The sequence below is a fragment of the Acidimicrobiia bacterium genome (assembly GCA_016650365.1).
Classification (GTDB): Bacteria; Actinomycetota; Acidimicrobiia; order Spongiisociales; family JAENVV01; genus JAENVV01.
Map to the genome: position 1 here is coordinate 1 of JAENVV010000162.1, position 26369 is coordinate 26369.

General features: G+C 60.4%; 23 protein-coding genes and 1 tRNA gene. 22 read left to right on the plus strand and 2 right to left on the minus strand.

Features of this window, described 5'->3' with window-relative positions:
- The coding region (locus JJE47_09920; protein ID MBK5267738.1) for a tryptophan--tRNA ligase at positions 1-346 on the plus strand (346 nt) is incomplete at its 5' end.
- Here the strand turns inward: JJE47_09920 and JJE47_09925 are convergent.
- Positions 335-1090 (minus strand): CPBP family intramembrane metalloprotease, encoded by a 756-nt coding sequence (locus JJE47_09925; protein MBK5267739.1) that lies wholly within the window; start codon positions 1088-1090, stop codon positions 335-337. The genes JJE47_09920 and JJE47_09925 overlap by 12 nt on opposite strands.
- Positions 1091-1174: 84 nt before the next feature.
- Here JJE47_09925 and JJE47_09930 point away from each other — a divergent pair, with 84 nt between their 5' ends.
- The 10 genes from JJE47_09930 to glpK all read left to right on the plus strand — a co-directional run bounded on the left by JJE47_09930 (position 1175) and on the right by glpK (position 13531).
- Positions 1175-2335, plus strand: a complete 1161-nt coding sequence (locus JJE47_09930) for a GuaB3 family IMP dehydrogenase-related protein (GenBank protein ID MBK5267740.1) — start codon at positions 1175-1177, stop codon at positions 2333-2335.
- Between the two features lie 9 nt (positions 2336-2344).
- Positions 2345-3886 carry a glutamine-hydrolyzing GMP synthase gene (gene guaA / locus JJE47_09935; protein ID MBK5267741.1) on the plus strand — a complete coding sequence of 514 codons (1542 nt, stop codon included), beginning with the start codon at positions 2345-2347 and terminating at the stop codon, positions 3884-3886.
- A 67-nt stretch (positions 3887-3953) separates the two neighbouring features.
- Positions 3954-6062, plus strand: a complete 2109-nt coding sequence (locus tag JJE47_09940; GenBank protein MBK5267742.1) for a response regulator — start codon at positions 3954-3956, stop codon at positions 6060-6062.
- On the plus strand, positions 6059-7048 hold the full coding sequence (locus JJE47_09945) for a response regulator (protein ID MBK5267743.1): 990 nt from the start codon (positions 6059-6061) through the stop codon (positions 7046-7048). Before JJE47_09940 ends, JJE47_09945 begins: the two co-directional genes overlap by 4 nt.
- 52 nt (positions 7049-7100) lie before the next feature.
- A complete protein-coding gene (locus JJE47_09950; protein ID MBK5267744.1) occupies positions 7101-7925 on the plus strand; it encodes a HAMP domain-containing histidine kinase in 825 nt (274 codons plus the stop codon).
- A 54-nt stretch (positions 7926-7979) separates the two neighbouring features.
- Positions 7980-10184 (plus strand): DNA helicase PcrA, encoded by a 2205-nt coding sequence (gene pcrA / locus JJE47_09955; protein ID MBK5267745.1) that lies wholly within the window; start codon positions 7980-7982, stop codon positions 10182-10184.
- An 81-nt stretch (positions 10185-10265) separates the two neighbouring features.
- Positions 10266-10658, plus strand: a complete 393-nt coding sequence (locus JJE47_09960) for a cobalamin B12-binding domain-containing protein (GenBank protein MBK5267746.1) — start codon at positions 10266-10268, stop codon at positions 10656-10658.
- 99 nt (positions 10659-10757) lie between these two features.
- The gene (locus tag JJE47_09965) at positions 10758-11423 is read left to right on the plus strand and encodes a 50S ribosomal protein L25 (GenBank protein MBK5267747.1); all 666 of its coding nucleotides are present in this window, start codon (positions 10758-10760) and stop codon (positions 11421-11423) included.
- A gap of 18 nt (positions 11424-11441) precedes the next feature.
- Complete coding sequence (locus tag JJE47_09970) at positions 11442-12029, plus strand: aminoacyl-tRNA hydrolase (GenBank protein MBK5267748.1); 588 nt, start codon at positions 11442-11444, stop codon at positions 12027-12029.
- 11 nt (positions 12030-12040) lie between these two features.
- Positions 12041-13531 carry a glycerol kinase GlpK gene (gene glpK, locus JJE47_09975; protein ID MBK5267749.1) on the plus strand — a complete coding sequence of 497 codons (1491 nt, stop codon included), beginning with the start codon at positions 12041-12043 and terminating at the stop codon, positions 13529-13531.
- 12 nt (positions 13532-13543) lie between these two features.
- Here the strand turns inward: glpK and JJE47_09980 are convergent, their stop codons facing one another.
- Positions 13544-15178: a glycerol-3-phosphate dehydrogenase/oxidase gene (locus JJE47_09980; protein ID MBK5267750.1), complete on the minus strand. Its 1635-nt coding sequence runs from the start codon at positions 15176-15178 to the stop codon at positions 13544-13546.
- 87 nt (positions 15179-15265) lie between these two features.
- On the opposite strand from JJE47_09980, the gene pgsA reads away from it, so the two are divergent.
- The 11 genes from pgsA to JJE47_10035 all read left to right on the plus strand — a co-directional run bounded on the left by pgsA (position 15266) and on the right by JJE47_10035 (position 26240).
- On the plus strand, positions 15266-15799 hold the full coding sequence (gene pgsA, locus JJE47_09985) for a CDP-diacylglycerol--glycerol-3-phosphate 3-phosphatidyltransferase (protein ID MBK5267751.1): 534 nt from the start codon (positions 15266-15268) through the stop codon (positions 15797-15799).
- 5 nt (positions 15800-15804) lie between these two features.
- A complete protein-coding gene (locus tag JJE47_09990) occupies positions 15805-16731 on the plus strand; it encodes an SDR family NAD(P)-dependent oxidoreductase (protein MBK5267752.1) in 927 nt (308 codons plus the stop codon).
- 17 nt (positions 16732-16748) lie between these two features.
- Positions 16749-17171, plus strand: a complete 423-nt coding sequence (locus tag JJE47_09995) for a PaaI family thioesterase (protein MBK5267753.1) — start codon at positions 16749-16751, stop codon at positions 17169-17171.
- 40 nt (positions 17172-17211) lie between these two features.
- A complete protein-coding gene (gene mfd, locus JJE47_10000) occupies positions 17212-20577 on the plus strand; it encodes a transcription-repair coupling factor (GenBank protein ID MBK5267754.1) in 3366 nt (1121 codons plus the stop codon).
- Positions 20578-20660: 83 nt separating this feature from the next.
- The gene (locus JJE47_10005; protein ID MBK5267755.1) at positions 20661-21578 is read left to right on the plus strand and encodes a peptidylprolyl isomerase; all 918 of its coding nucleotides are present in this window, start codon (positions 20661-20663) and stop codon (positions 21576-21578) included.
- 38 nt (positions 21579-21616) lie between these two features.
- Positions 21617-23014 carry a nucleoside triphosphate pyrophosphohydrolase gene (mazG, locus tag JJE47_10010; protein MBK5267756.1) on the plus strand — a complete coding sequence of 466 codons (1398 nt, stop codon included), beginning with the start codon at positions 21617-21619 and terminating at the stop codon, positions 23012-23014.
- Positions 23015-23051: 37 nt separating this feature from the next.
- Entirely contained in the window at positions 23052-24329 is a 1278-nt protein-coding gene (eno, locus tag JJE47_10015; GenBank protein ID MBK5267757.1) for a phosphopyruvate hydratase, read from the plus strand.
- The gene (locus JJE47_10020; GenBank protein MBK5267758.1) at positions 24326-24706 is read left to right on the plus strand and encodes a septum formation initiator family protein; all 381 of its coding nucleotides are present in this window, start codon (positions 24326-24328) and stop codon (positions 24704-24706) included. The genes eno and JJE47_10020 overlap by 4 nt, the downstream gene beginning before the upstream one ends.
- A 10-nt stretch (positions 24707-24716) precedes the next feature.
- Entirely contained in the window at positions 24717-25247 is a 531-nt protein-coding gene (locus JJE47_10025; GenBank protein MBK5267759.1) for a DUF501 domain-containing protein, read from the plus strand.
- The gene (locus JJE47_10030) at positions 25244-26152 is read left to right on the plus strand and encodes a hypothetical protein (protein MBK5267760.1); all 909 of its coding nucleotides are present in this window, start codon (positions 25244-25246) and stop codon (positions 26150-26152) included. Before JJE47_10025 ends, JJE47_10030 begins: the two co-directional genes overlap by 4 nt.
- 6 nt (positions 26153-26158) lie before the next feature.
- A tRNA-Leu gene (locus JJE47_10035) sits at positions 26159-26240 on the plus strand.
- Positions 26241-26369 lie beyond the last annotated feature (129 nt).

The window sequence follows — 26369 nt, forward strand, 5'->3', positions numbered from 1 at the left end:
CACGATCGTAAAGAAGTTCAGGCGGGCAGTGACCGACTCCGGGTCTGAGGTTGCCTATGACGTCGCAGGCAAGGCGGGAATCTCGAATCTCCTGGTGATCCTGTCGTTGTTCACCGACCGGTCCATCGACGACCTCGTTGAGGAATACAACGCCATGCAATATGGCTCGTTCAAACAACTCGTTGCGGATGCGGTGGTTGAAGGGCTGACTCCGATTCGAACCAGCTACAAGAATCTGGATGATGTCGAGGTGGCGCGTTTGATGACCAAAGGTGCCCTTGACGCCAGGATGCGAGCGGAAGCAGAAATGGTCGGGGTGCGGCGCCTGGTTGGTCTAGGTAACTAGGGAATCCGATCCGGCGACCAGGGTGGCAACGATCACCAACAGGTTGTGGGTCGAGTGAAAGACCATTGCCCGTCCCAGGCGACCGTCGCGATCTGCCAGCCAGGAAAGAACAAATCCGAGCCATCCGACTGAGATGACAACGAGGGCGGCATGGACCGCCCATTGGTCGATTTCGGTATCGATCGTGACGAGGTGGACCAGTCCGAAAATGGCAGCCGTGGACAGCATGGTGGGGATCCGCCCCAACCGGTTGGCGAGGGCTCGCTGGAGCATGCCTCGAAACAGGAGTTCCTCATAGATCGGGGCGAATCCGACGGCCACGATCACGCCGACAAACAACGCGCCCTGACTGGCCGATCCGAACAAGTCGAGCTCTGCCTGGCTTTGATCGGTGATTTTGAACGCTTCAATAATCGGGTTGAGGATGAACGAAATGGCCATGACGTTGAGGATTGCGAACGGGGCGACCCGGAGGTCGCTGAGACGGATGTCGAAGCCGAGATCGCGATCCAACCCGGCGTCCAGCTTTGAAAGACCGACTGCCAGAGCGAGCACCTGGCCGATGCTCTGGGCCGGAAGCGCCACGAAGAAGAAGAATTCGGGGCCGGTTACGTCGCCATTCCACACCAAACTGACGACGGCGGCAAGGAGAACGCCCCCAATTGTCCCGGAGGCCCATATGGCTGCCCAATGGCGAATCCGCCATGTTTTCGATCGATTCGGGACCGGAAGTGGGGAAGACATCAGGGGTGCAGACTACCGGTCGGCGTTGGTTCGGTAGAGCCCCGGTTTCCTGGTACCGTGTCGGCTTCTCGTGGCGGAGGTCAGATAGTGGAAATCGACATCGGTATCGGTAAGTCAGGGCGACAGGCGTACGGGTTCGACGATATTGCGATCGTCCCAAGCCGGCGGACTCGCGACCCGGATGACGTCGACATTTCGTGGGAGATGGACGGTTTCAGGTTTGCGCTCCCGATGATGGGTTCGGCCATGGACTCAGCCATTTCGCCAGGTACCGCGATCACCATTGGTCAACTCGGTGGATTAGGCGTCCTCAACCTGGAAGGTCTTTGGTCTCGATACGAACATCCGGATCAGTATCTTGAAGAAATTTCCGAGCTCGAACCTGAGAAAGCCACCAGGCGCATGCAGGATATCTACTCAGCTCCGATCAATTCCGATCTGATGGTTCAGCGAATCCAGGAGATGAAGGCAGCCGGTATCATCACGGCCGGCGCGCTTACCCCCCAGCATGTTTCACTCTATGCGGGCGGAGTTCGGGAGGCCGGCCTCGATATCCTGATCATTCAAGGAACCGTCGTTTCGGCCGAACACGTCTCGACGCGGTCCGAACCCCTAAATCTCAAAGAGTTCATTGCCAATTACGAACTGCCGGTCATCGTGGGCGGTTGTGCGTCGTACTCGACGGCCCTCCACCTCATGCGCACCGGGGCGGTTGGCATTCTGGTGGGAGTCGGTCCTGGTGCTGCGTGTACGACTCGCGGGGTGCTCGGAGTCGGCGTGCCTCAGGCGACCGCAATCGCGGACGCTGCCGGAGCCCGTATCAGGTACCTCGACGAAACCGGTCGGTACGTGCATGTCATTGCAGACGGTGGCATGCGGACCGGTGGAGATGTCTCGAAGGCGATTGCCTGTGGGGCAGATGCCGTCATGATCGGCTCTCCGCTGGCCTCGGCGGCCGAGTCGCCCGGTAGGGGTACTCATTGGGGTATGGCAACGTTCCATCCGACACTCCCGCGCGGGGCGCGGGTCAAAGTCGGCAACCTTGGGACGCTCCAGGAAATCCTGGTCGGCCCGGCTCACGAGAATGACGGCCGCCGCAACCTGTTCGGTGGGCTTCAGATGAGCATGGCCACCACCGGGTATGCGGACGTCAAAGAGTTCCAGAAAGCGGAAGTCATGATCGCTCCGTCGCTCCAAACCGAAGGTAAGTCCCTCCAACGTGCCCAACACGTCGGGATGGGCTAGCCCCTCTGCATGGAGCGTCACGCCCAAAGCATCCTGGTCGTCGATTTCGGTGCCCAGTACGCCCAACTCATCGCTCGACGGGTCAGGGAAGCCCACGTCTATTCGGAGATCGTTCCCCGCGACATCTCGGCGGAGGAAGTGCGCGAGAAGGCGCCGACCGGCATCATCTTGTCGGGCGGCCCAGCCTCGGTGTATGCCGCCGATGCCTACGAGATCGATCCGTCGATCGTCGGTATGGGGATTCCGATCCTTGGCATTTGCTACGGGCATCAGGTGCTTGCTCATGCGGCCGGGGGAGTGGTTAGCCAAACCGGCGGCGGGGAATACGGGAAAACCCAACTAACCGTTACCGACACCTCCTCGATCCTCTTCCAGGGCCTGCCTATCGACCAGGAGGTCTGGATGAGTCACGGCGATGCCGTGACCGGCGTCCCACCGGGATTTCGATGCGTTGCCGAGACAGCCGGGGCGCCCGTGGCGGCGATGGAAAACCGGGATGCTCGTCTCTATGGGGTGCAATTCCACCCTGAAGTTGCGCACACCCCGAGCGGATTCGACGTCATCAAACACTTCTTGTACGAGGTGTGCGACGCCCAGCCGACCTGGACTCACCATTCGATCATTGAGTCATCAATCGATGAAATTCGGGCCCAGGTGGGCGGGGGGCAGGTGGTCTGCGGTTTGTCTGGTGGGGTTGACTCCTCGGTGGCGGCCGCTCTCGTGCAGCGAGCGGTGGGTGATCAACTGACCTGCATCTTTGTTGATCATGGATTGATGAGACTCGGCGAGGGTGAGCAGGTTGAAGAGACGTTTCGACGGAACTTCCCCACAAACCTGATTCACATCAAGGCCGAGGACCGATTTCTCGCCAAGCTGAAAGGTGTGACGGACCCCGAGGAAAAACGCAAAGCGATCGGGGAAACCTTCATCCGCGTGTTCGAGGAAGTCGCCAAGGATCTCTCAGATGCCAAGTTCCTCGTCCAGGGCACGTTATATCCGGACGTCATCGAATCGGGTACCAAGGATGCTGCCAAGATCAAGTCGCACCACAACGTGGGCGGATTGCCAGACGATATGCAATTCGAATTGGTCGAACCGTTGCGTGATTTGTTCAAGGATGAGGTTCGGGCAGTCGGTGAAGAACTCGGCTTGCCAGAGGAAATCGTTCAACGTCAGCCATTCCCTGGACCGGGCCTGGGCGTGCGCATCATCGGCGAGGTCACCAAGGAACGCCTCGATATTCTCCGAGCCGCCGATGCGATTGTCCTTGAGGAAATCAAGCGGGCCGGTCTCTATCACATTGTTTGGCAATCTTTTGGCGTGCTCCCGGCCATCAGGACCGTCGGTGTTCAGGGAGACGGTCGCACCTACGCCTATCCGCTTATCCTCAGAGCCGTAACGTCAGATGATGCCATGACAGCCGACTGGGCCCGGTTGCCGTATGAAGTTCTTGAACGGATATCGTCGAGAGTCATCAACGAGGTGGCAGGCATCAATCGGGTTGCCTACGACATCAGCTCAAAGCCCCCAGCTACGATCGAGTGGGAGTAGTAAAGACACTCAAGCAGGGTCTCCGAAGCGCCGATGATTAGGGAGCTTCCGTTACCAGAGGCATTGCGTGGACTTCACTGACAACCCCGAACTGCAAGCCATCTTCCAGGAGGAAGTTGGCGAACGATCTGCCGACCTGGCGAACGCCACCCGGGCCATGTCCGAGCGCGTCCTCCCTCCCGATGACGTCTCGACCGCCCGTCGGAATGCCCACACCATCAAAGGTAACGCCTACGTCATGGGATTTCAGCGGATGGGAGACGTCGCCAAAGTTGTCGAAGACGCCTTGAAAGAGGTCGTGTCGGATTCGAGAGCACAGTCAGGCCAGCTCGGGATGCTGATTGCCGCCATCGCTGATTTGTTTCCGACCGCGGTTGAGGCGGGACCCGATGGCGATGTAAGCGAATTGGAACAGGCCTGCGATCGTCTGACGGTCTTTTTGAATGGTGACGATCCCGGATCCGGTGATGATTCTGACCGTGATCCGAAGATGCCTATTTCGGCCTCCGATGTAGGCTCGGATGGGGACGCCACTGTGGTCGATCTCGCCGACAAATTGGCCGATCGGGATCAGATAGATCCCCAATCCATGGGTGGCTCGGACCTCGGTGGCCTGGTTTCGAGCATCGTGACCAGCTTTTCATCCCATGCCACGCGAGTCCCGACGACTGCTCTCTACCAGATGATCAACCGGGCCGTAGAAGTCCGACTCGATATGGAGGTCGTGCTTGCCGCCCTCCAGGCCGTGGTCGCCAATCCGGACGACCGACGAGTCTGGGAGGATGCCATCGCCAAGCTAGAGGAGTCGGTTCTGAGGCTTCAGACCGACGCGCTTGATCTGGCAACCATTCCGATTTCCGAAATTACCGGCACCCTCGACCAGCTGGTTCGATATGTGGCCAGGCGAACTGGCAAGAACGTGAAGTTCGAGCTGATCGGAGATGACATTCGGGTCGATCGCCAGGTTGTCGACGTCCTACGAGATCCCCTCCGCCAATTGGTTGTCAATGCCGTTGACCACGGCATGGAGTCTCCTCAGGAACGGGCAATGTCGGGAAAGCCTCCCACGGCCACGCTCAAGGTCGAGTTCTCCATTGACAATCACGTCTTGCATGTGGTGGTTTCGGACGATGGACGCGGCATCGACTGGATGAAGGTTGGCTCGGCCGCGGCCGGCCGCGGGCTCAGCGCTCCGGACGTCGCCAACGAGGATCTGACCCGTCTGCTGTTCTTGCCGCAGTTTTCGACCGTCGATCCGCCCCAAGAAATCTCGGGCGATGGGGCAGGTCTGGCCGCGGCCAACGAAGCTGCCCGATTGCTGAACGGCGACATCCGGATAGCTTCCGACGAACGTGGGACGGTTGTTTCCCTGGTGGTGCCCCGGTCCCTCATCCTGCAAGACCTGTGGATCGTCGAGGCCGAGGATCAACAGTGGGGAATACCGGAAGCGGCCGTAATAACGACGCTCCCAGCCACCCAGGTTCAAGATGGCCGGATGATGTTTCGGGGAGTTCCGCTCGTGTTGAAGAGTCTGGCTGCGATTGTCGGGGCAACTTCGACCGCCGATCCCGATCAGGTTGTTGTGGTTGGTAGTCCTGAAGGTCAGGTCGGTTTGCTCGTTTCGTCGGTTGTTGGGCGTCGCCAGGTAGCGGTCAAGAGCTTCGGCCCGATCCTTGAGGGCGCTCCCCACCTGGCTGCCGCAGCTCACCTCGGTGGGGATGAGGTTGTGGTGGTAATCGATCCTCGTCAGATCGTCGGAGACGTCCAGGTCCCCGATGTGGCGGACGCGTACCGGCCCAAAGTGCTCGTCGTCGATGACAGTCTCGGGGTTCGGCAACTCATTTCTGCCACCCTCGGAGTCAACGGATTCGATACCACTGTGGCCTCAGATGCCGAGGAAGCGCTCAGGATTCTCGTAGAGTCACAAGTAGATGCTCTTGTTGTCGATTTTCAAATGCCCGGACGTGACGGGATCGAATTGGTTCGCCAGGTCCGATCCGTCCGTCGTAGCCTCCCCATCGTGATGGTTTCAGGGGTGGCGGCCGCGGCTGATCAGCGTCGCGCCTACGCCCAAGGCGTCGATGCGTATCTCGACAAGGCAGACTTCCGGCGAGGCGCTTTGGCAACCACCCTCTGGGCTTTGTGCGGTGCGGCGACCAAGGAGATGCGACAATGAAGATTCTTGTCGCCGACGACTCACCGGTGATACGGACTGCGGTCTCCGTGGTTCTCAGCGCCGATGGGCATGAGATCGTGACTGCTGAGGACGGCATCAGCACGATTCAAGCGGTATACCGCGAGATGCCCGACCTCATTGTTCTTGATATCCAGATGCCGCGGATGACCGGGTATATGGCCTGCCGGCTTCTGAAAGAAGACTGGACGGTTGCCCACATTCCGGTCCTGATCCTGACGGCCCACGACTCGACGGAGGACCGGTACTGGGCGGTCAAATCGGGCGCTGACGGGTACCTGACCAAAGAAGCTCTTGGCGACGAGCTGGCGGCGGCGGTCAAGTCGGTTTCGGCGGCCCGCGCCTTGTCCGAGTTGAGCGGATCGAAACCAGCGGATCCGATTGACCTGGATCAAATGGATGTCCTTGAACGGGTTACCTCGATGCTCGACCGCAAGCTCTTTGAGATGACCGTCGTCAACGACATCGTCACGCTCTCGACCAGACCGCTGGACCTCAAGACGACCCTCACCGAACTCATGTTCATCGTGCGACGATTCGTTTCTTTCGACCTGGCAGCTCTGGCGTTGGTAGATGAAAAGGCGATATCGGTTCACGTCGATCGGGCCATCAACGTTGATGAGTTTGAAACGTTCATCCATCGATCCGCCACCGAGCTGAACAACCGTGCCCATCTCGATTATGAACCTTCAGCGATGCAGGTTTGGCGGTCGGACTCCATAGAGATGTTGGCCGTCGATACCGACAAGCTCGTGTCTACCTTTACCGTCGAACTCAAAATGCGCGGTGATGTGTTGGGCGTGTTGCTGCTCGGGGCGACAACTCTCAATGCGTTCCCGCCCGGGGTGGCCAAGACATTGCGAGCTATTAGCTCGCCAATGGCCACGGTCATCGATTCGGCAGTACACCACGCCAAACTGATCGAAGAAGAGGCCCGGCACAGCTTGTCGAGCCTCTATGACAACTAGTAGTAACTAACGGAGACGGCGCAGCCGGGAGGTTGCGAACAAGGATTAACGCATGGAGCTTCAATCAGCGTTCTTCGCTGCTCTATCCATCCTCGTGGGGGGCGTCGGGATAGTGGCTGTGATCCTGGCGAGACGTCGCGAGCGAGCGGCGGTCGAAGCTGCCGAGCGCGCCGCCCGGATGAAGAATGACTTCGTTTCCATGGTTAGTCACGAATTGCGTACTCCGCTCACTTCCATCTCGGGCTTTGGTTCGCTGTTGGCTGAGGGGTGGCGAGATCTCCAGCCCGAAGAAGTGGATGAATTTGTCAATATTGTCGTATCGCAGGCCAAGCACCTCGAAGAGTTGGTCGAAGACGTCCTGGTGATTCCGAGACTGGAAGCCGGCCGGCTGCGTCTCGAACCTGAGCTCCTCGACGTTTCGCTTCTTGCCCATGAGCTGGCCACGCTCACCTTCCGGGATTCTGACACTGAGGCGCAGACGACGATTCCCGGTGGGGCGATGGTATTTGCCGACCGGCGGCGGGTCGGGCAGGTTCTCCGCAATCTCCTTGAGAACGCTCGGAAGTACGGTGGCGATCAAGTCCTGATCGAAGGCGCCCACGTCGGCGAGCTCTTTATGGTCGTGGTATCCGATAATGGCCAGGGCGTGCAGGAGCAGGAGCAGGAACTGATCTTCCGGCACTTTGAACAGGTTTCCAAGGGCGACAGTCGAGCCAACCAGGGGATCGGTTTGGGTCTACCAATCGCCCGTAATCTGGCGAGAGCCATGGGTGGTGACGTCTGGTACGAGGCCCGGTTCCCCGTTGGTGCCCGGTTCTGTTTCACGCTCCGGACCACCTCGGCCGACGACCGGGTTTCCACTGTCGCCAGGGTGTAAATCACCCGTATGTGATTCCTGTCGTCCGGAGCGATTACCATCGGCGGTCACGTGTTGTTCTCTGACCTCTCTGATCCAGCCGAATCCGATCTCTTCGATGACCTCAATCCCGTCCAGCGCGAGGCAGTAGCTGCCGTCGACGGTCCGTTACTCGTGATCGCCGGTGCTGGATCCGGCAAAACAAGGGTCCTTACCTATCGAATTGCCCATCTGGTACGCGATCTTGGTGTCGCACCGTCAGGAATCCTGGCGATCACGTTCACCAACAAAGCTGCCAACGAAATGAAAGAGCGGGTCAGTGATCTGGTCGGTGGAGCGGTAAGGGCCATGTGGGTATCGACCTTCCACTCGGCGTGTGTTCGAATCTTGCGAAGGGAAGCCCACCGGTTCGGTTACCGATCGCAATTCTCGATCTACGACTCGGCAGACTCGCTTCGTCTCATTCAAATGTGTATCTCTGATCTCGATCTGGACTCGAAACGGTTTCCGGCTCGCAATATTCGGGCGGTGATATCGAACGCCAAGAACGAACTCATCGACTACGAGACGTTCCAGTCGCAGGACTCGGGGTTCTATCACGAGACGATATCGGATGTCTATCGACTCTATCAACAGCGCCTTCTGGAAGCCTCCGCCATGGATTTTGACGACTTGCTGATGCTTACCGTTGAGTTGTTTGGTGCGTTCCCTGACGTACTCGAGGAGTATCAGAAGCGCTTTTCGTACATCCTGGTGGACGAGTATCAGGACACGAACCTGGCCCAGTATCGGCTGGTCACCCAGTTGGCGGCCTATCACCGGAACATCTGTGTGGTCGGGGACGCCGATCAGAGTGTCTACCGGTTCCGGGGCGCCGATATGCGCAACATTCTCGACTTTGAGAATGACTACCCGGATGCCCGGGTAGTGGTTCTCGAGCAGAATTACCGCTCGACGGAGACGGTCCTCGATGCTGCCAACGCGGTGATTTCGAACAACCCCCAGCGCAAGCCAAAGCGCTTGTGGACCGACCGCGGTCTTGGCGAGAAAATCACCCTGTTTCAGGGTGATGACGAGCATGCCGAAAGCTCCTTCATCGCCGACCAGATCTCGGGGTTTGAGAAGGACGGCATTTCGCTCGACGACATGGCAATCTTCTATCGGACTAATGCCCAGTCACGGGTGATCGAGGATGTCTTCGTCCGCTACGGAATCCCGTACAACGTCGTCGGAGGCCTGAAGTTTTACGAGCGCCGGGAAGTTAAGGACGCGTTGGCCTACCTGCGGGTCCTGGTGAACCCCGACGACCAGGTGGCGGTAAAGAGGATCATCAATGTTCCTAAACGTTCGATCGGGAGTACCTCGGTTGGACACGTCGACCGCTACGCCCAGGCCAACGGACTGAGCTTCTATGCAGCTCTTAGGCAAGTGGACAATGTGCCCCAATTGAATGCTCGAGCGCTGGGGCGAATCAAGGACTTTTTGTTGCTCCTCGATGCCCTGATCGCCAAGGCATCGATCGGAGGTCCCCGGGCCGCCCTCGACTCGGTGCTGGTTGATACTGGCTACCTGGACGAAATCGAGGCCGAGCGGACGGTCGAAGCTCTCGGCCGCGCCGAAAACCTGCGGGAGTTGCAGTCGGGCATTGAAGACTTCGTCTCCAGCATGGAAGGGTCCCTTGTCGATGAACTGGAGTGGGACGATTTGGACGGTCTTGCCCAGCTTCAGTCGTATCTTGAAGCCGTGTCACTTGTCGCAGATGTCGACGACCTTGAGGATGGATCCGGGGCAGTCACCCTCATGACATTGCACAACGCCAAGGGACTCGAGTTCCCCGTCGTGTTCGTGGCGGGTATGGAGGACGGGGTGTTCCCTCACATCCGGAGCCTGGGGGATCCTGCTGAGCTCGAGGAGGAACGACGGCTGGCCTATGTGGGGATAACCCGGGCCATGGATCGACTGTTCTTGACCCATTCCGTCAGCCGCATGCTGTTTGGCCAAACCAACTACAACCCACCGTCGCGGTTCCTCAAAGAGATCCCGGAACATCTGTACGAACGGGCCGAGCGCCGGATGCCTCGCAAGGCCGAGAAACCAAGCCATACCGTCGATGCATCGGAAATATCGATTGGCGATCGGGTCCGTCATGACAAGTGGGGCGCCGGATTGGTCATGGATATTCGCGGGGTGGGCGACCGGGCCGAAGCCGACGTGCGATTCGAGCGCGAAGGCGTAAAGCGTCTATTGCTGGCCTGGGCACCCATTCGCAAAGATGCTTGAGGCAGGTTGGAAGCCCCAAGCAGCTGAAGCTGTGCGGGCCGGGAACCAACCTCTCCGGTTCCGTCGGTAGACTTACGCTCTATGCCGCGCCGGATCCTCATTGCCAAACCCGGCCTCGACGGTCACGATCGAGGGGCCAAGGTCGTCGCCAGAGCCCTACGCGATGCCGGCTGCGAAGTGATCTATTCAGGATTGCATCGCACTCCCCAACAGATTGTGGCCATGGCATTGGAAGAAGACGTCGATGCGATTGGCCTGTCGACGTTGTCGGGTGCTCATGCGACGTTGTTTCCGATGGTCATGGACGAACTACGTCTGGCCGGGGTTGACGATGTCATCGTTTTCGGAGGTGGGATTATCCCACCGGCCGATGTAGTGACCCTCATGGAATCGGGTCTGGCGAGGATTTTTACGCCAGGATCACCCTTGAACGAGATGGTCGAGTGGGTGAAAGCGACCGTTCCGGAGCGGTAGCCGTTAGATGCGTGGTGTCGATTATGAATCGACTTTGCCGATCGGGTCGGATCTGGGCATAATGTCAGTTCCCCGCAACACCTCATCAGGAGTCTGGTCATGGAAGTATCGTTACGCGCCGAAGCCGGCCGCGAACAAGGCAGCCGAGCGTCCCGCCGTTTACGTCGGGCAGGCTCCGTTCCGGCCGTTCTGTACGGTCACGGCATCGAACCGCTTCCGATCTCGGTCAACCATCGTGAATTCGCCGCCATCATCAAGGGAGAGGGTGGCGAGAACGCCATCATTGCCCTGAATGTCGATGGCCACGGTACGTTCACAACGTTGGCCAGAGAGGTTGTCAAGAACCCGACCAAGCCGTTCATCAATCACGTCGACTTTCTTCAGATCTCGCTTGATGAGCTCGTCACGGCTGAGGTCGGACTGGAGTTCATCGGGGAACCGCTCGGCGTCAAGAACGATGGCGGGATCATCGAGACCATGCGGGTCACGCTCGAGATCGAGGCTCTCCCCACGGCCATTCCGAGTCATATCGACGTCGATATCAGCCATCTCGAAATTCATGACCTGATCACCGTTGCCGACCTTCCCCAGATTGAGGGAGTCACCTACCTTGACGACGAAGACACTCCGATCGTCACGGTCTCTCTGCCTGCTGCTGTGCTCGCCGAAGGCGATGCGGAGGCTGCGGCCGGCGAAGAGGGCGAACCGACGGATGAGTCCGCCGAAGATGATTCCGAGGAGAGCTCGGACGAAGGCGGCGAATAGCCCCGCTCCGGGTCTGCGATGAATGTGATCGTTGGCCTTCACAATCCTGAATCGCAGTACCTCGGCACTCGCCACAACGTAGGGGCCGAGGTCGTTGACGAGGTTGCGCGCCGTTGGGATCTTCCCTTCAAGCGGGGTCCGCTGCGGGTTCGGTCCATGGTGGCCCGGGGTTCGGTGGCAGGCGAACCGGTCATTCTGGTTCTACCCAACGCCAACATGAACCTGTCCGGTCAGCCAGTCAGCGCGGTTCTCAAATACTTCAAGGCATCGCTGGATGAGCTTCTCCTATGTCATGACGACATTGATCTGCCCTATGCAAAACTCCGGCTTGTCAAGAGCAGCGGAGCGGGCGGGCACAACGGTGTGAAGTCGGTGGCGTCGGCCGTTGGTAGCCAGGAGTTCTGGCGCTTGAAGCTTGGCGTTGGCAGACCACCGGGGCGAATGGATCCGGCCGCCTTTGTTCTCAAGCCATTCTCGAAGGCGGAGCGGCCTGAGATCGACGTGCTTGTGCGCGACGCCGCCGACGTGGTCGAGCGGTTTCTCACGGATCCATCTGGCGCCGTTCAGATGGCCGGCGAGCGGCGTCCGCCAGAGCCGGTCTTGTAGTCTCCCCAAGCATGAAATACATCGGCGCCCTGGATCAGGGTACGACCTCCACCCGTTTTATCCTCTTTGATCAAGAAGGGGAGATCGTCGCCTCTGCCCAGAAGGAACACGAGCAAATCTTTCCGAGGGCCGGGTGGGTTGAACATGATCCGGACGAGATCCTGCTTCGAGTCGGCGAGGTTATCGCTGAAACGATGGCAAAGGCAGCCGCCCGCCCGGCTGATGTGGCTGGCGTCGGAATCACGAATCAACGGGAAACCACGATGCTCTGGGACCGGGCCTCTGGCAGACCGATAGGCAACGCGGTGGTCTGGCAAGATGTTCGCACCGCCGACCTGTGCGGCCGGTTGGGCACGGACTTCGGGCAGGACCGGTTCCGGGCCAAGACCGGCCTGCCGTTGGCAACGTACTTTGCCGGCCCCAAAATCGCCTGGTTGCTCGATAACACTCCCGGTCTCCGGGCTCGGGCCGAGGCGGGAGAGATCGCCTTCGGGACCATGGACTCCTGGGTGGTATGGAATTTGACCGGAGGTCCCGGCGGCGGGCTGCATATCACGGACGTCACGAACGCCAGTCGGACCTTGCTGATGGATCTGGCGACCCTCGAATGGGACGCCGGATTGCTCGCTGCCGTGGGTGTGCCTGAGGAAGTGCTACCGGAGATTCGGTCGTCGGTAGAGGTTTATGGCGAAGCAAAAGGGACTTTGGCGGGGGTCCCCATTGCGGGAATCCTCGGTGATCAACAGGCGGCCCTGTTCGGCCAAACCTGTTTTGCGCCTGGGGAAGCCAAAAATACCTACGGCACCGGATGCTTCATGCTTATGAACACTGGACTCGACGCGGTCCCATCGAAGGCCGGCTTGCTCACCACCGTGGCCTATCAGGTCGATGGCCAACCGCCGCACTATGCCCTGGAAGGTTCGATCGCCATGGCCGGAGCACTGGTGCAATGGCTGCGGGACAATCTCGGGATCATCGACACGGCCGAAGCGATCGAAGCTTTGGCTGGCACGGTCGCTGACAACGGAGGGGTGTTCATCGTTCCGGCTTTCAATGGGCTCTTTGCTCCCTATTGGCGAGATGACGCCAGGGGAGTGATCGTAGGTCTGACCCGCTACGCCAACAAGGGGCACATCGCCAGAGCGACCCTGGAAGCTGTCGCCTTTCAAACCAAAGAGGTTCTGGATGCGATGTACATCGACTCGGGCGTGGCCCTGGCAGCCCTGAAAGTCGACGGCGGCATGGTGGCCAACCAGTTGCTGATGCAGTTCCAGGCCGATCTGCTTGATGTGCCGGTCGTCAGGCCGGCGGTGGCTGAAACGACCGCGCTCGGGGCCGCGTACGCGGCCGGGTTGGCGGTTGGTTTCTGGCCGGGCTTTGATGCTTTGCGGGACAACTGGTCGATCGCGCAGCGGTGGGAACCGAATATGGATGCGGCTCTCCGTCGGTCGGAGTATGCGAAATGGAAAAAGGCCGTGACCCGCAGTTTCGATTGGGTCTAGCCGGTCTAGCGCTCAGAGCCCCTCGGCAATCAACTCAGCCTCGAATCGGTCGAGCTGAAGCTCGGTCTCGTCGTCGGACCACCCGAGTGACGTACCTAGTTCATCGGCGATGAGTTTGGCGTCGACCCTGGCGTGATTGCGGGAGAACCAGGCAGCGTGAGTTCGGCGAAGTGCGAAGTCGGCGATGCTCGCCGCCCCCTCGTACGCGGCCGCGTATGCGACCTCGCCGAGGAGGGTCTTACCGTCGGAAAGAGGCACTCGTAGATGCTCGGCCGAGGTTATGGAACTGACGACGTTTTGGGCTTGCGTTCCGTATCGTCGCAAGAGATTTCTGGCGAGTCCGTCGTCGACTTCGATGGCTCGCAGGTCGTCGCCGAGCAGCTTCTCGGCGTGCTGGCCGCCGGCGGCCCCTACCAGAAGTTCGACGTTGGTCCGTGACGGCGCGTCGACCTTCAAGAACTTGGCGGCGGCATCGACCGTTTCTTCAGCGATCCTCCGGTAGGTGGTCAGCTTTCCTCCGGCCACCTGGATGTAGCCTGGTTCAATCGTGATGATCTCATGGCCCCGCGAGGCTTTCGCCGTCGAGCCGTCCCCATCCATGAGGGCTCGCAGACCCGAAAACGCCGAGATCGGTTCAATGTCGCCGATGTCGAGGTACATTCGAAGATGACGCATGAGGTACTCCACATCGTCGTCGGTTGCCCGGGGATGGGCAGGGTCGTCGGTGTAGGCCGTGTCGGTGGTTCCAACCATGGCGGTGTCAAGCCATGGGACAACGAACATCACCCGTCCGTCGTCGGTCTCAGGGAGCAGCAGGGCCTGGTCTCCGATCCCGAGATCGGATTTGTCGATGATGAGGTGAGCGCCTGCCGACAATCGAACCGGGGCGGATTCTCCCCGGGTTGACGGGGGTGGTCTGAGTGCGCCGGTCGCGGCGATAACCGCTCGGGCTTTCACCGAGAAGCCGGCATCGCCGAGCTGGTCCTGGAGATGCACCCGGAAGCTCGGTCCCTCCCGGGTCACCCGGGTGGCGGTTAGGTGATTCACGGCGAGTGCGTCGTATCGCTCGACGGCAGTTTTCAGAACACTAAGTACCAGCCGGGAGTCATCGGTTTGGGCATCCATGTATCCGAATCCACCGTTAAGACCTTGTGGCAACAAGGTCGGGACGAACTCGAGTAATTCGTCGCGCGAGACTGCCCGATGGGATCCTCGGGGACGCCGCCCCAGCGTGTCATACAGAAAGAGACCCATTCCCATGGCCAGGGGAGCGAACCGGGGCGCCGAGGCCCAGGACGGCAGATCGGCCAAACGGCGACCCCGGTACATCGGGATGAGAAACTCCAGCGGGTCATACAGAAAATCGGCATTCCTCGCCAGGATTTTCTGCTCGGCCAGTCCCTCATGAACCAGACCGAACTCAAAGTGGGGGAGGTAGCGAATTCCCCCATGCAATAGTTTCGTGGAACGGCTTGAGGTCCCCGAAGCGAAGTCGGATAGTTCTACGAGGCCAACTCGCAGCCCGCGAGTGCCCGCATCAAGGGCGGCGCCTGCTCCGGTGACTCCTCCTCCGATGATGAGAAGGTCGAGTTCGTCGATTTCGGACATGGCAACGAGATGGTCGTGACGGGTCCACAGCTTTGGCATGAGGTAAACGCTACTGCGATCGCGCGATAGGCCAAATCAGACCCCCGGGGATCAGGTCGGACGGCCGGCGCATTACTATCGATGCTCATGCGAGTTTCTGTGTCCGACCAACTTGCGATCCTGCGAATGGTGCTTGTGCCTGTCGTGATGGGCTTGATCATGAGCGATGTGCCTGCCTGGGCAGCCGCGCTCTTTGTTGTCGCGGCCATCACCGACTTCCTTGACGGGTATCTCGCCAGACGGATGGGTCAGCTGACGACGTTGGGGGCGTTTCTTGATTCGACCGCCGACAAGATGCTCGTGACGGGAACCTTTCTCGCTCTCATCGCTGTTGGTCGAGCCTCGATCTGGATTGCGGGCATCATCATCACTCGTGAGTTTGCCGTTATGGCTTTACGGAGCCTGGCTGGACTGGAGGGAATCCATGTTCCGCCGTCGATTTGGGGCAAGCTCAAAGCCAATGCCCAGTTCGTCGCCCTCGGCTTTGCCATCGTTCGGTCGGGCGATCGAATCGGTAATTGGTACTTGGATGAGTACCTCATGGCCGTGGCGGTGGTTCTTACCTTGTACTCCGGTTGGGATTACATCCGGGGCTTTTTCGTCAGTCGCCCCGCAGTCTGATGCGAATGGCGGCCGTGACCGGCGGCTCCGGCACCGTCGGGAGTGCCACCGTCCGAGAATTGCTTGAGCACGGGTGGCGAGTTCGGGCGCTGGCCCGCTCCGAAGCCTCGGCAGTTTCCTTTCCGAGTGACGTTGAAATCATCAGAGGCGATGTCGGGAATCTGGCCGACCTTGACGGCTTTGTCGACGGGGCAGACACTGTGTTTCACATCGCCGGTGTGAACAGTCTATGTGTGAAAGATCGACCCTCGATGTGGGCGACCAACGTGGAAGCGCCGGTGGCGGTATACGAGGCCGCCTCGCGAGCCGGAGCCCGCCGGATGGTTCATATTTCTTCGGCGGCGGCCGTCGGCCACCGCACCTCTTTCTATGCGGAGACCAAGTGGGCTGCCGACGAACGTTTGCGAGCCGCGGCGGCCGGTCGCTCGACCGGCGTGGTGCTGGTGGCCCCGAGTTCGGTTCAGGGACCCGGTCGGGTCACGGGCACCGGCAAGTTGATCCTTGATCTGATCGATGGCAAGCTGAATTTCATGATCGACACCGCCATCTCGATCATCGATATCGCGGACTGTGCAACGGCCATCCGGTTGGCGGCCGATGCAGACGTTGGCAACGATCGGCTGATTCTCTCGGGATTCTCCATGACGACCCGGGATGCTCTTGGTTTGCTTGCGCAAGACACCGGCCGTCGCTTTGACGTGCGATTCATACCCTCGGGCATCGTCCGGGCGCTGGCATTGCTCGGCCCGTTGCTCAGCCCCATCGGCCGCAAGCTTGGAGTCGAGCTGTGCGCCGAGATGATTCGGACGATGTCGGTCGACCATATTCACGACGGGTCGGCCGCTGCTGAACAGCTCGGAATGACGTACCGCTCGGCGTCCGAGACGTTCCGCAGACTCATCGAATGGGCTGAGACCAACCCGTCCGCCTAAGACCTACAATCGTCCTGGTGGCCCCTGTGACTCCCGAACTGATTGATGCATTCGTTCTTGAACAGTTCCCGGCGGCGGCCGCCTCAGGGAATCGGTGCGTGTCGGTAGGACACCGTACGGCCACTGCCAGGTGGACGTACGATCCCGGTCAGCTGCGGCCTGGCGGATACATATCAGGGCCAGTTCAGTTCAGCCTTGCCGACGCGTCGCTGTGGTTCGCAGTTTTCACAGAGATTGGCCTGCAGTCGATGGCGGTGACCTCGCATATGTCCATAGACTTCCTTCGGCCGGCCGTAGGCGATGACTTGTTTGCCTCGGCCCGCCTTCTGAAAGTGGGAAGGTCTGGCATGTTTGGTGAGATCCGACTCTGGGTGGGAGATGACTCGGAACGCCTCGTGGCCCTGGCCACCGGAACCTACGTCGCCCCTGCCAGGCCCTGATGGGGAGACGTACGACCACCGCTACGATTCCTGCTCGCACATGAGTCCACCCCTTCGCCCCCTCGTCGACCGCTGGTCGGCATACGAACTCAACCAGTTGCCCAACTGGTTTGCCGTGGCACCTGCCGGGCGTGCCTTCCTCCTGGCGGGGCTGGCCGCTCGGTCAGAACACCCGATGCTGGCACTGGTCGCCGGCGAGCGAGAGGCCGAAGAGCTAGCCGACGATTTATCGTTGTTTTCGGACCGGACCGTCCACCTGCCGGCCTGGGAGACACTTCCGTTCGAGCATGTCAGTCCGAATGTCAGCACGATGGCCAACCGGGCCAGGGCCGAATACACGCTCACGGACGGCGAGCCGGGATCGGTGGTCGTCGGGTCGGTCCGCGCCGTGATCCAGCGCCTGTCGCCCACGAGGCCGCGTCCCTTCGTTCTTGGCCAGGGGATGGAGGCGGGCTTTGATGATCTGGTTGCCTGGTTGTCCGATACGGGCTATCAGGGGGTGAGCCGGGTTGAGAGCCGCGGCGAATTCGCAATTCGTGGTGGGATCATTGATGTTTTCGGCGCCGGAACGGCCCAGCCGGTACGCGTTGAATTCTGGGGAGACGAAGTCGAGTCGATTCGTGATTTTGCGGTCTCGTCGCAGCGCTCGATGGGTGCCATCGAACGGATGGTTCTGCAAGGAGCGCGCGAGTTTCGGACCGATCCGGAGATTCGCGCCCGCGCCGCTCATCTGGTTGTGAAGGAACCCTGGGCAGCACACGCCTGGGATCGGATCGCCCAGGGCGTGACCTTCCCCGGGATGGAGTCATGGATGCCATGGGTGGCCGAGCCGGACAGCATGCTCGTCAAGGCGCCGGACCGGGTGTACGTATTCGATCCGGTTCGCTGTAGGAATCGGGCCGCCGAGCTTATCGGTGAGGAAGAGGATCTGGCTGAGGCGCTCGCTCCCACGTGGGGGAGTGGAGCCCCCCCGGCCGGTGATCATCCGGCCCTCTACCTGGACCTCGCCCACGAATTGGGTCGGGTGCGCGGCACAGTGATCCAGGCACCATCGCTTCCCACCGGTCCAGCCGATCAGATCGTGGAAGTGAGTGGTCTCGATGCTCAGCCCGGGGTTGCCGAGTCGGTGGCAGCCGGTCTGAAACAATTGGCGGATCGCGAGATCATCACGGTGGTTGCCATGGACGGAGTGGCCGCTGCTGATCGAGTTGCCAGGCTTCTCGGCGAGGAGGGTTTCGCTTTGCCGAGACGCGACATCCTTGATCGGCCGACGGCCGCGATCACTTCACTCGGGATTCACCATGGGTTCGTCATGTCGGGACCAGGCGTGGCGGTGGTCGGCGAACAACAGATCGCCGGGCGTCGCAGGGCCCATCGTCGGACGACCGCCAGAGCCGGCCAGGGCTCTGGGCCGGCGTACCGTGATCTAACGGTTGGAGATTACGTGGTGCACCACCGGCACGGCATCGGCCGGTTCGAAGGGCTGGTGACCCGCAGCATTGCCGGGGTGGAACGCGACTATCTCATTATCGCCTACGCAGGTGCCGACAAACTGTACGTACCGACCGACTCGTTGGCGGCCGTCTCCAAATACACGGGTGGCGAAGCGCCTCGGGTGTCGAGGATGGGCGGAAGCGATTGGGAGAAGACCAAAACCAAGGTACGCAAAGCGGTCGCAGCCATCGCGGAGAAAGTCGTTGACTTGCACCGTCGCCGGGCAGCCGCCGTGGGACATGCATTCGGCCCCGACACGCCGTGGGAGCAAGAGCTCGAAAACGCCTTCCCCTACGAGGAGACGCCGGATCAGCTCACCGCCATTGCAGACGTGAAAACAGATATGGCTGAAGGCAAACCGATGGATCGCCTTATCTTCGGGGACGTTGGGTTCGGGAAAACCGAAGTGGCCATCCGGGCGGCGTTCAAAGCAGCTGTGGCCGGGAAACAAGTCGTCGTGTTATGTCCAACCACCCTTCTGGCGCAGCAACACTTCCAGACGTTCTCTGAGCGATTCGACCCGTATCCGATCCGGGTCGAGGTCCTCAGCCGCTTCCTGACCTCTGCCCAGCAGCGAGTTGTATTGGCTGCCCTTGAGACCGGTGAGGTCGACGTTGTGATCGGAACCCATCGCCTCCTGTCACAGGACGTCAAGTTCAAGAACCTTGGCCTCATGGTCGTCGATGAGGAACAGCGATTTGGGGTGGGCGCCAAGGATCGATTGAAGGAGATGAAGGTCGGCGTTGACGTTCTTACACTGACTGCCACGCCGATTCCCCGAACGTTGGAGATGGCGCTCACCGGAGTTCGTGACGTCAGCCACATACGTACTCCGCCGGTGGATCGGCATCCGATCCTGACGTATGTCGGCCCCTACGATCGGCAATCGGTGTCGGCTGCCATTCGTCGGGAAATGCTGAGGGAAGGTCAGGTTTTTTACGTTCACAACCGGGTGCAGTCAATCGATCGGGCGGTCGCCCAGCTGAGGGGCCTCGTTCCTGACGCGCGATATGCCGTAGCTCATGGGCAGTTGTCGGAAGGTCAGCTTGAGCAGGTCATGCTTGACTTCTGGAATCGTGAGTACGATGTCCTGGTCGCTACCACGATCATCGAGTCCGGGTTGGACCTTCCGCAAGTCAACACCCTCATTGTTGAAAGGGCCGATCTGCTCGGGTTGGCTCAGCTGTACCAGCTACGCGGGCGGGTCGGCCGCTCGGATCAGAGGGCATACGCGTATCTGTTTCACCCAACCGATCAAATCATGTCCGAAGATGCCCATCGTCGGCTCGAAGCCATCGGCGAGCACTCAGACCTGGGATCTGGTTTTGATGTGGCCCTTCGAGATCTGGAGATCCGCGGAGCCGGTTCGATGCTCGGCGAGGTGCAGTCCGGTCACATCTCGGCGGTCGGTTTCGACACGTACGTGAACCTGGTTGCTGAAGCGGTCGGGGAGCTCGAAGGGTTCAAACCCGAGGTAAGCGATGATCCACCTGAGGTCAGAATCGACCTGCCGGTTGACGCCCATCTCCCTGATGAATATATCGCGGATCAGTCGGCCCGGATCGAGGCCTATCGACGATTGGCGGCCACCATCACTTCCGATCAGGTATTGGATGTGGCGGCCGAGTGGGCCGATCGATACGGTGAGCTTCCTCCCAGTGGCCACTCGCTCATTGGGTTGGCTCGGTTGCGCACGGAAGCCATCAGGGTTGGATTGTCGGAAGTTGTCAAGCTGCGCAACGAGATCCGGATCGGTCCTGTCGACTTCACGGACTCGCAGGAGGTACGTCTTAGGCGGCTCGCTCCGAAGGCTGTTCTGCGGGCCTCGGAAGGGACGATATTCCTGCCCGCGCCTCCAGATGCGGTCGTAGTCGACCACCTCATTACCTTCATCCAGGCGATGTGGGCGTGACAGTTTCGTATGGTGCACGCTCCGGCCTACCATGGACGCCAACATCGACAACCGTTCAAGGCAATTCAGATTAAGGTGACCTCGTGAAACGTCTCATTCCCATCGCTGTTGTTCTCGCGCTCGTGATAAGTGCGTGCGGCTCCGGTTCGGCCGCTGTCGTAAACGGCACGACCATCTCAACCGCCCAGGTCGCTGACCTGCTTACCGATTCGGCGGCCCCCGAACAAACCGCTTTCAATGACATGCTCTATCAGGTGATCGTTGATCAAATCGTCTCGAAAGCGGCGCTCGATCAGTTTGAGATCAGTGTCTCTGATGACGACATTCAGGCGGGGATCACCGAAATCGAAGCGTCGCTAGCCGGGCAAGGCGTGACGCTTGACACCGCACTCACCGAGAATGGCTTCAGTGAAGCAGTCCTGCCAATGATCGTGCGACAAGATCGTATTCAAACGCAGCTGAGCGGTCGCTTCACGGGTCAGGTTCCCGAACCAGATGAGGCTGAGATCCAGACTCAGTTTGATGCAGCTGTCGATGAACTCACCCAGGTCTGCGCTTCGCACATACTTGTTGCGACCGAGGAGGAAGCTCAGGCTGCCTACGATCGAGCGGTGGCCGGCGAGGGTTTCGCGGCACTGGCCAAGGAACTTTCGAGTGATGGATCGGCGGCTGATGGTGGGGACCTCGGGTGCGCCTCGCCGACTGGTTATGTTGAACCATTCGCCCAGGCCACGTTGGTCGCCCCGCTCAATGAGCCGTTTCCTCCGGTCGAGAGCGAATTTGGCTTTCACGTCATCCTCGTCACCGATCGCACCATCCCGGAATTCGCCGAGTATCACGATCGGATCGCCGAAAGTATCAAATCGACGAGCGCCACAACGCTCCTCAGTGAGTGGTACGTTGGCGAGATTCGATCGGCGGATGTTCAGGTCGCTGACTCCTACGGAACGTGGACTCTTCCTGAGGACACCACTCAGCCCCCAACCATCATCGCCCCCTGAACAATCGACTCGTCATCGTTGGTGTTGGGCCGGGCGGCTTGGACCGCCTACCCGATTCAACGCGTGACCTTCTCCTCGACCCGGCGTTCAGCCTGATCGTCCGCACCGTCAGGCATCCGGCCCTGGCGGAGCTTGCGGAGCTTCGAGAGGTGACTTCGGGCGATGATTTGTATGAGTCCATCGAGTCGTTCGACGTCGTCTATGACGAGTTGGCCGCTCGTGTCCTGGCCATGGCCGAGTCAGGTCCGGTCATCTTCGCGGTTCCTGGCAGCCCGTCGGTGGGGGAGTTCGTGGTGGCTCGGCTGCGCCGACTGGCGCTTGACCGATCAACCCCGGTCCAGGTGATCGGCGCCGAGTCGTTTGTGGACCTCATTTGTGCGGAACTCTCGATCGACCCGCTTGAACGAGGTCTCCAAATCCTCGATGGTCGGGAACTTCCGGATCCATTTCCGTTGCATGTCCCCACCATCATCGGCCAGATAGATCTTCCGGTGGTGGCGGCTCATGTCCTGGCAGTGCTCTCGGAGTTACTTGGGGACGACACCTCGATCACCGTGGCTACCGATCTGGGTGGACCGCAAGCCCGTCTCGAGACCAAACCCATTGGGGAGTTCGATTCCTCGATCGCTTCCCTACGAACCAGCCTGGTCCTTCAGCCCCAGCCAGCCGGTTGGTTGGGGGCCATCGACATCATGCGCACCTTACGCCGTGATTGTCCCTGGGATGCAGGCCAGACCCATCAATCACTGGTCGCCAACCTCACCGAGGAAGCCGCCGAATTGGCGGAGGCTCTGTCGGGGTTGCCGCTTGCGGCGCCGGGGGGCGAACCGGACTATGGCGCCTATGCCGACGTCGAAGAAGAACTCGGTGACGTCTTGCTGCAGGTTTTGTTCCACATCACCATGGGAGAGGAAGCGGGCACCTTGCGCCCCGACGGGGTTGGTCAGGTGCTTATCGACAAGTTGGTTCGCCGCCACCCACATGTGTTCGGCAACGAGCAGGCCGATTCGCCCGACGAGGTTCTGGGCGTTTGGGAACGAGCCAAGGCGTTGGAGAAGGGCGACCGGACCCTTTTTGAGGGGGTGGCCAACAACCTCGGCCCACTGAACAAGGCCGAGAAGGTCCAAGATCGGGCCAGGGGAGTTGGGTTTGATTGGGCAACCGCCGAGCCGGTCTACGAAAAGCTTCTTGAGGAAATTACCGAACTGCAGAACGCCCGCACTCCCGATGAACGCCTGCACGAGCTAGGGGACGTGCTGTTTACCGTCATCAACCTGGCTCGTCATCTTGGTATCGGATCGGAAGTTGCTTTGCGCAGAGCCGTCCACCGGTTCCAGAGTCGGCTTGAGTGGATGGAGTCACAGGTCGACCTGGCCACCAGTTCTCCAGAGGAGCTGGAGAACTGGTGGGCAGCCGCGAAAGACGAAGAGGAGTAACCAGTCCGTGGTACATTTTGTGACACAAGGAGGGTCCATGTCGACGCATATCAGCGAGATCTGGGCCCGTGAGGTCCTCGATTCCAGAGGGAATCCGACCGTAGAAGCCGAAGTCCGCCTTGCTGGAGGTGGGTTTGGCCGGGCCGGGGTTCCATCTGGAGCATCGACCGGGGCGCTTGAGGCGATTGAGCTTCGAGATGGCGGGGACCGCTACGGCGGCAAGGGCGTTACACGGGCCGTTGCCAATATCAAAGAGACGATGGCTCCGGCGCTGCTCGGGGTTGACGCGACCCGCCAGGAGTTGGTCGACCAAATCCTGCTCGATCTCGACGGGACCCCGAATAAGGCCAACCTTGGTGCCAACGCCATCCTGGCGGTTTCATTGGCAACGGCTCGGGCGGCCGCCGGACAACTGAACCTTCCTCTCTTCAAATATCTTGGCGGGCCCGCCGCCCGGGTACTCCCGGTGCCGATGCTCAACGTCCTCAACGGTGGAGCGCATGCCGCCAACTCGGTAGACATTCAGGAATTCATGCTCGTGCCGGCGGGAGCGCCCAGCTTCAGTGAGGCGTTGCGAGCCGGCGTCGAGGTCTACCACGCGCTCAAGAAGGTGTTAACCGGCCAGTCGCTCTCGACCAATGTTGGCGACGAAGGCGGCTTTGCACCGGATCTGCCCTCGAATCGGGCGGCCCTGGAGCTATTAGCCGAGGCGATCGAGGCGGCCGGCTACCGACTCGGCGAAGATATCGCCCTCGCTCTTGATGTGGCTGCCTCAGAGATCTACGTTGACGGAGCCTATCAATTTGAAGGCAAAAGACTCAGTGCCAATGACATGGTTGACTACTACGTCGGTCTTCTGGATGATTTTCCGCTGGTTTCCATAGAAGACGGTCTCGATGAGGCCGACTGGGACGGTTGGAAGACGCTGACTGCTCGACTCGGATCGAAGACGCAGTTGGTTGGCGACGATCTCTTCGTCACGAATGAGGAGATCCTCCAGCGGGGCATCGACGAAAGGGCCGCCAATGCGATCCTGATCAAGGTCAATCAGATCGGCTCCTTGTCCGAGACCCTCCACACGATGGATACCGCCCTCGGAGCCGGGTTCGCCCGGATGGTCTCCCACCGGTCTGGCGAGACGGAGGACAGCTTCATTTCGCATCTGGCAGTGGCTACCAACGCGGGACAAATCAAGACGGGGGCTCCTAGCCGGGGGGAGCGGACTGCCAAGTACAACCAACTGCTCCGAATCGAGGAACGACTCGGTACTGAAGCGCGCTTTGGTGGCTGGTCGACCTTTGCCGGTCGCGCATGACCCGCCATCGGTTGCAGACGGTAGTACCGATCGGCCTGATGGTGGTTCTGGCAGTGGTGGTCACCAACGTCTTTCCCTTTCGGGTGATGTTGGCCCAGGAGAGCAAGGTAGAGCTTGCCCAGGAGCATCTGGCCACTCTTCGATCGGATAATGCTCTTCTCGAGAACAAGGTGGCCGCATTGTCGACCGAGACCGAATTGGAGCGAATCGCTCGTAAGGATCTCGGCTACGTACGCGAAGGCGAGATCGCGTATGTCATTACGACGCCGTCGGATGCTGTCCCGGTGGTAGAGCCCACGATCGTACTGCCTGAGCGCCGACCCTGGTGGCGGATGTTGACCGATTTTTTGACCGGCGAGGATCTTGTCTCCCGCTGAGGGCCCCGTCATGCATGACGACGCGGATGCGGCGATTGCCGCTGCACAGATCGAGCGCCCGCTAAGGGCGGCCAGCCAACCTGTTGCCCGCTGCGCACTGGGACTTCCCACGGTGATCAAGGTTCCGCCGCTACTCGATGACGGTACCCCGTTTCCTACTCGTTATTGGCTGACCTGCCCGCTTGCCAATCGGCGGATCGGCCGTCTCGAAGGTGCTGGAGGGGTCAAGGCGATGGAGCAGGCGCTCGACGAAGACCCGATCCTCGCCGACCGTATGCAAGCAGCCCACCTCAGGTACGGCGCTGAGCGAGACGCACTGATTCCGATCGGTGCCAAACACCGGCCGACCGGCGGCGTCGCAGGCCTGGTGACCGGCGTGAAGTGCTTGCACGCTCATTACGCCGACCATGTGGCGGGCAACGACAACCCGATCGGTGGTCTGGTAGCTCCCTGGGTGGAACCGCTCATCTGTGCGACACCGTGCGTGACGGAAATCGATGGGCACATGATCCGCAATCCTGATTGGGTTGAACCAAGATGACCCGGGTTGCCGTTGGCGACATTGGCACGAATACGGTCCGGCTGCTCGTTGCCGACGTCGTTGGGGCGGCGGTTGGCGAAGTGGAGGTCGACGAGGTCGAGGTTCGCACCGACGTTGTTGGCCTTGGGCGAGGTCTCCATGCCACCGGTCGACTCCAGCCGGATGCCATCCGACGAACGGTGACAGCCCTGCGGTCATTCTCGGCCGCGTTCGCCACGGCGGATCGCTCCATCATCGTGGCCACGTCGGCCTCGCGGGACGCCCTCAACCGCGATGAATTCTTTGATGCAGCCCAGGCTGCCTGCGGGATTCGCCCTTCGTTGATCAGTGGTGAACAAGAAGCCCGCTTTGCCTTTGCCGGCGCTGCCCAGGCGGTACCAGGTGAGCGGATCACGGTCATCGACATCGGTGGCGGCTCAACTGAGTTTGTCACCGGCACCGGACACGTCGAGTCGGCGGTCAGCATTGACATCGGCTCTGTTCGGCTAACCGACCTGTATCTGGGCGACGGGCCGGTCTCGGCGGAAGTACTGGCGCAGGCCCGCCGCGTGGCCTGCCACAACATCGCCAGCGCAGAGGTTGGCGTGGCCGGTCGACCCGTTGGTGTCGCCGGCACCTGTACCACCGTGGCTGGCACCTTGCTTGGGTTGACTCACCATGAGAGAGAACGTACGCACCTTTCGACGATCACCCTTAACGACGTACAAGAGCTCCTAGCCCGCCTGTCGTCTCTCGACACGTCGCAGATTGCCACGGTGGGTACCATCGGGGAGAAGCGGGCCCCGGTCATCCTCGGCGGTCTCGTGGTCCTCGAAGCATCCCTCCTGGCGATGGGTGGCATCGATATGACCATCTCCGAGCGTGACCTGCTGCACGGAGTGGCGATTGCATTAGTGTCCACTTGACATCAGGCCCCGGTGGCGGAATCGGCAGACGCAGTGGACTTAAAATCCACGGCCGCAAGGCGTGGGGGTTCAAGTCCCCCCCGGGGTACTCATCCGGGTCGATTGGCCGTGCTGTTGGACGAACGATTTGGGAGTCAGCCGCGCTGTGGGTCAAGTACAGTTTTGTTGCGCCCTTTTCGTGTCGAGTGGGCGCAAGCGGCTTCTGACCACGGAGGAA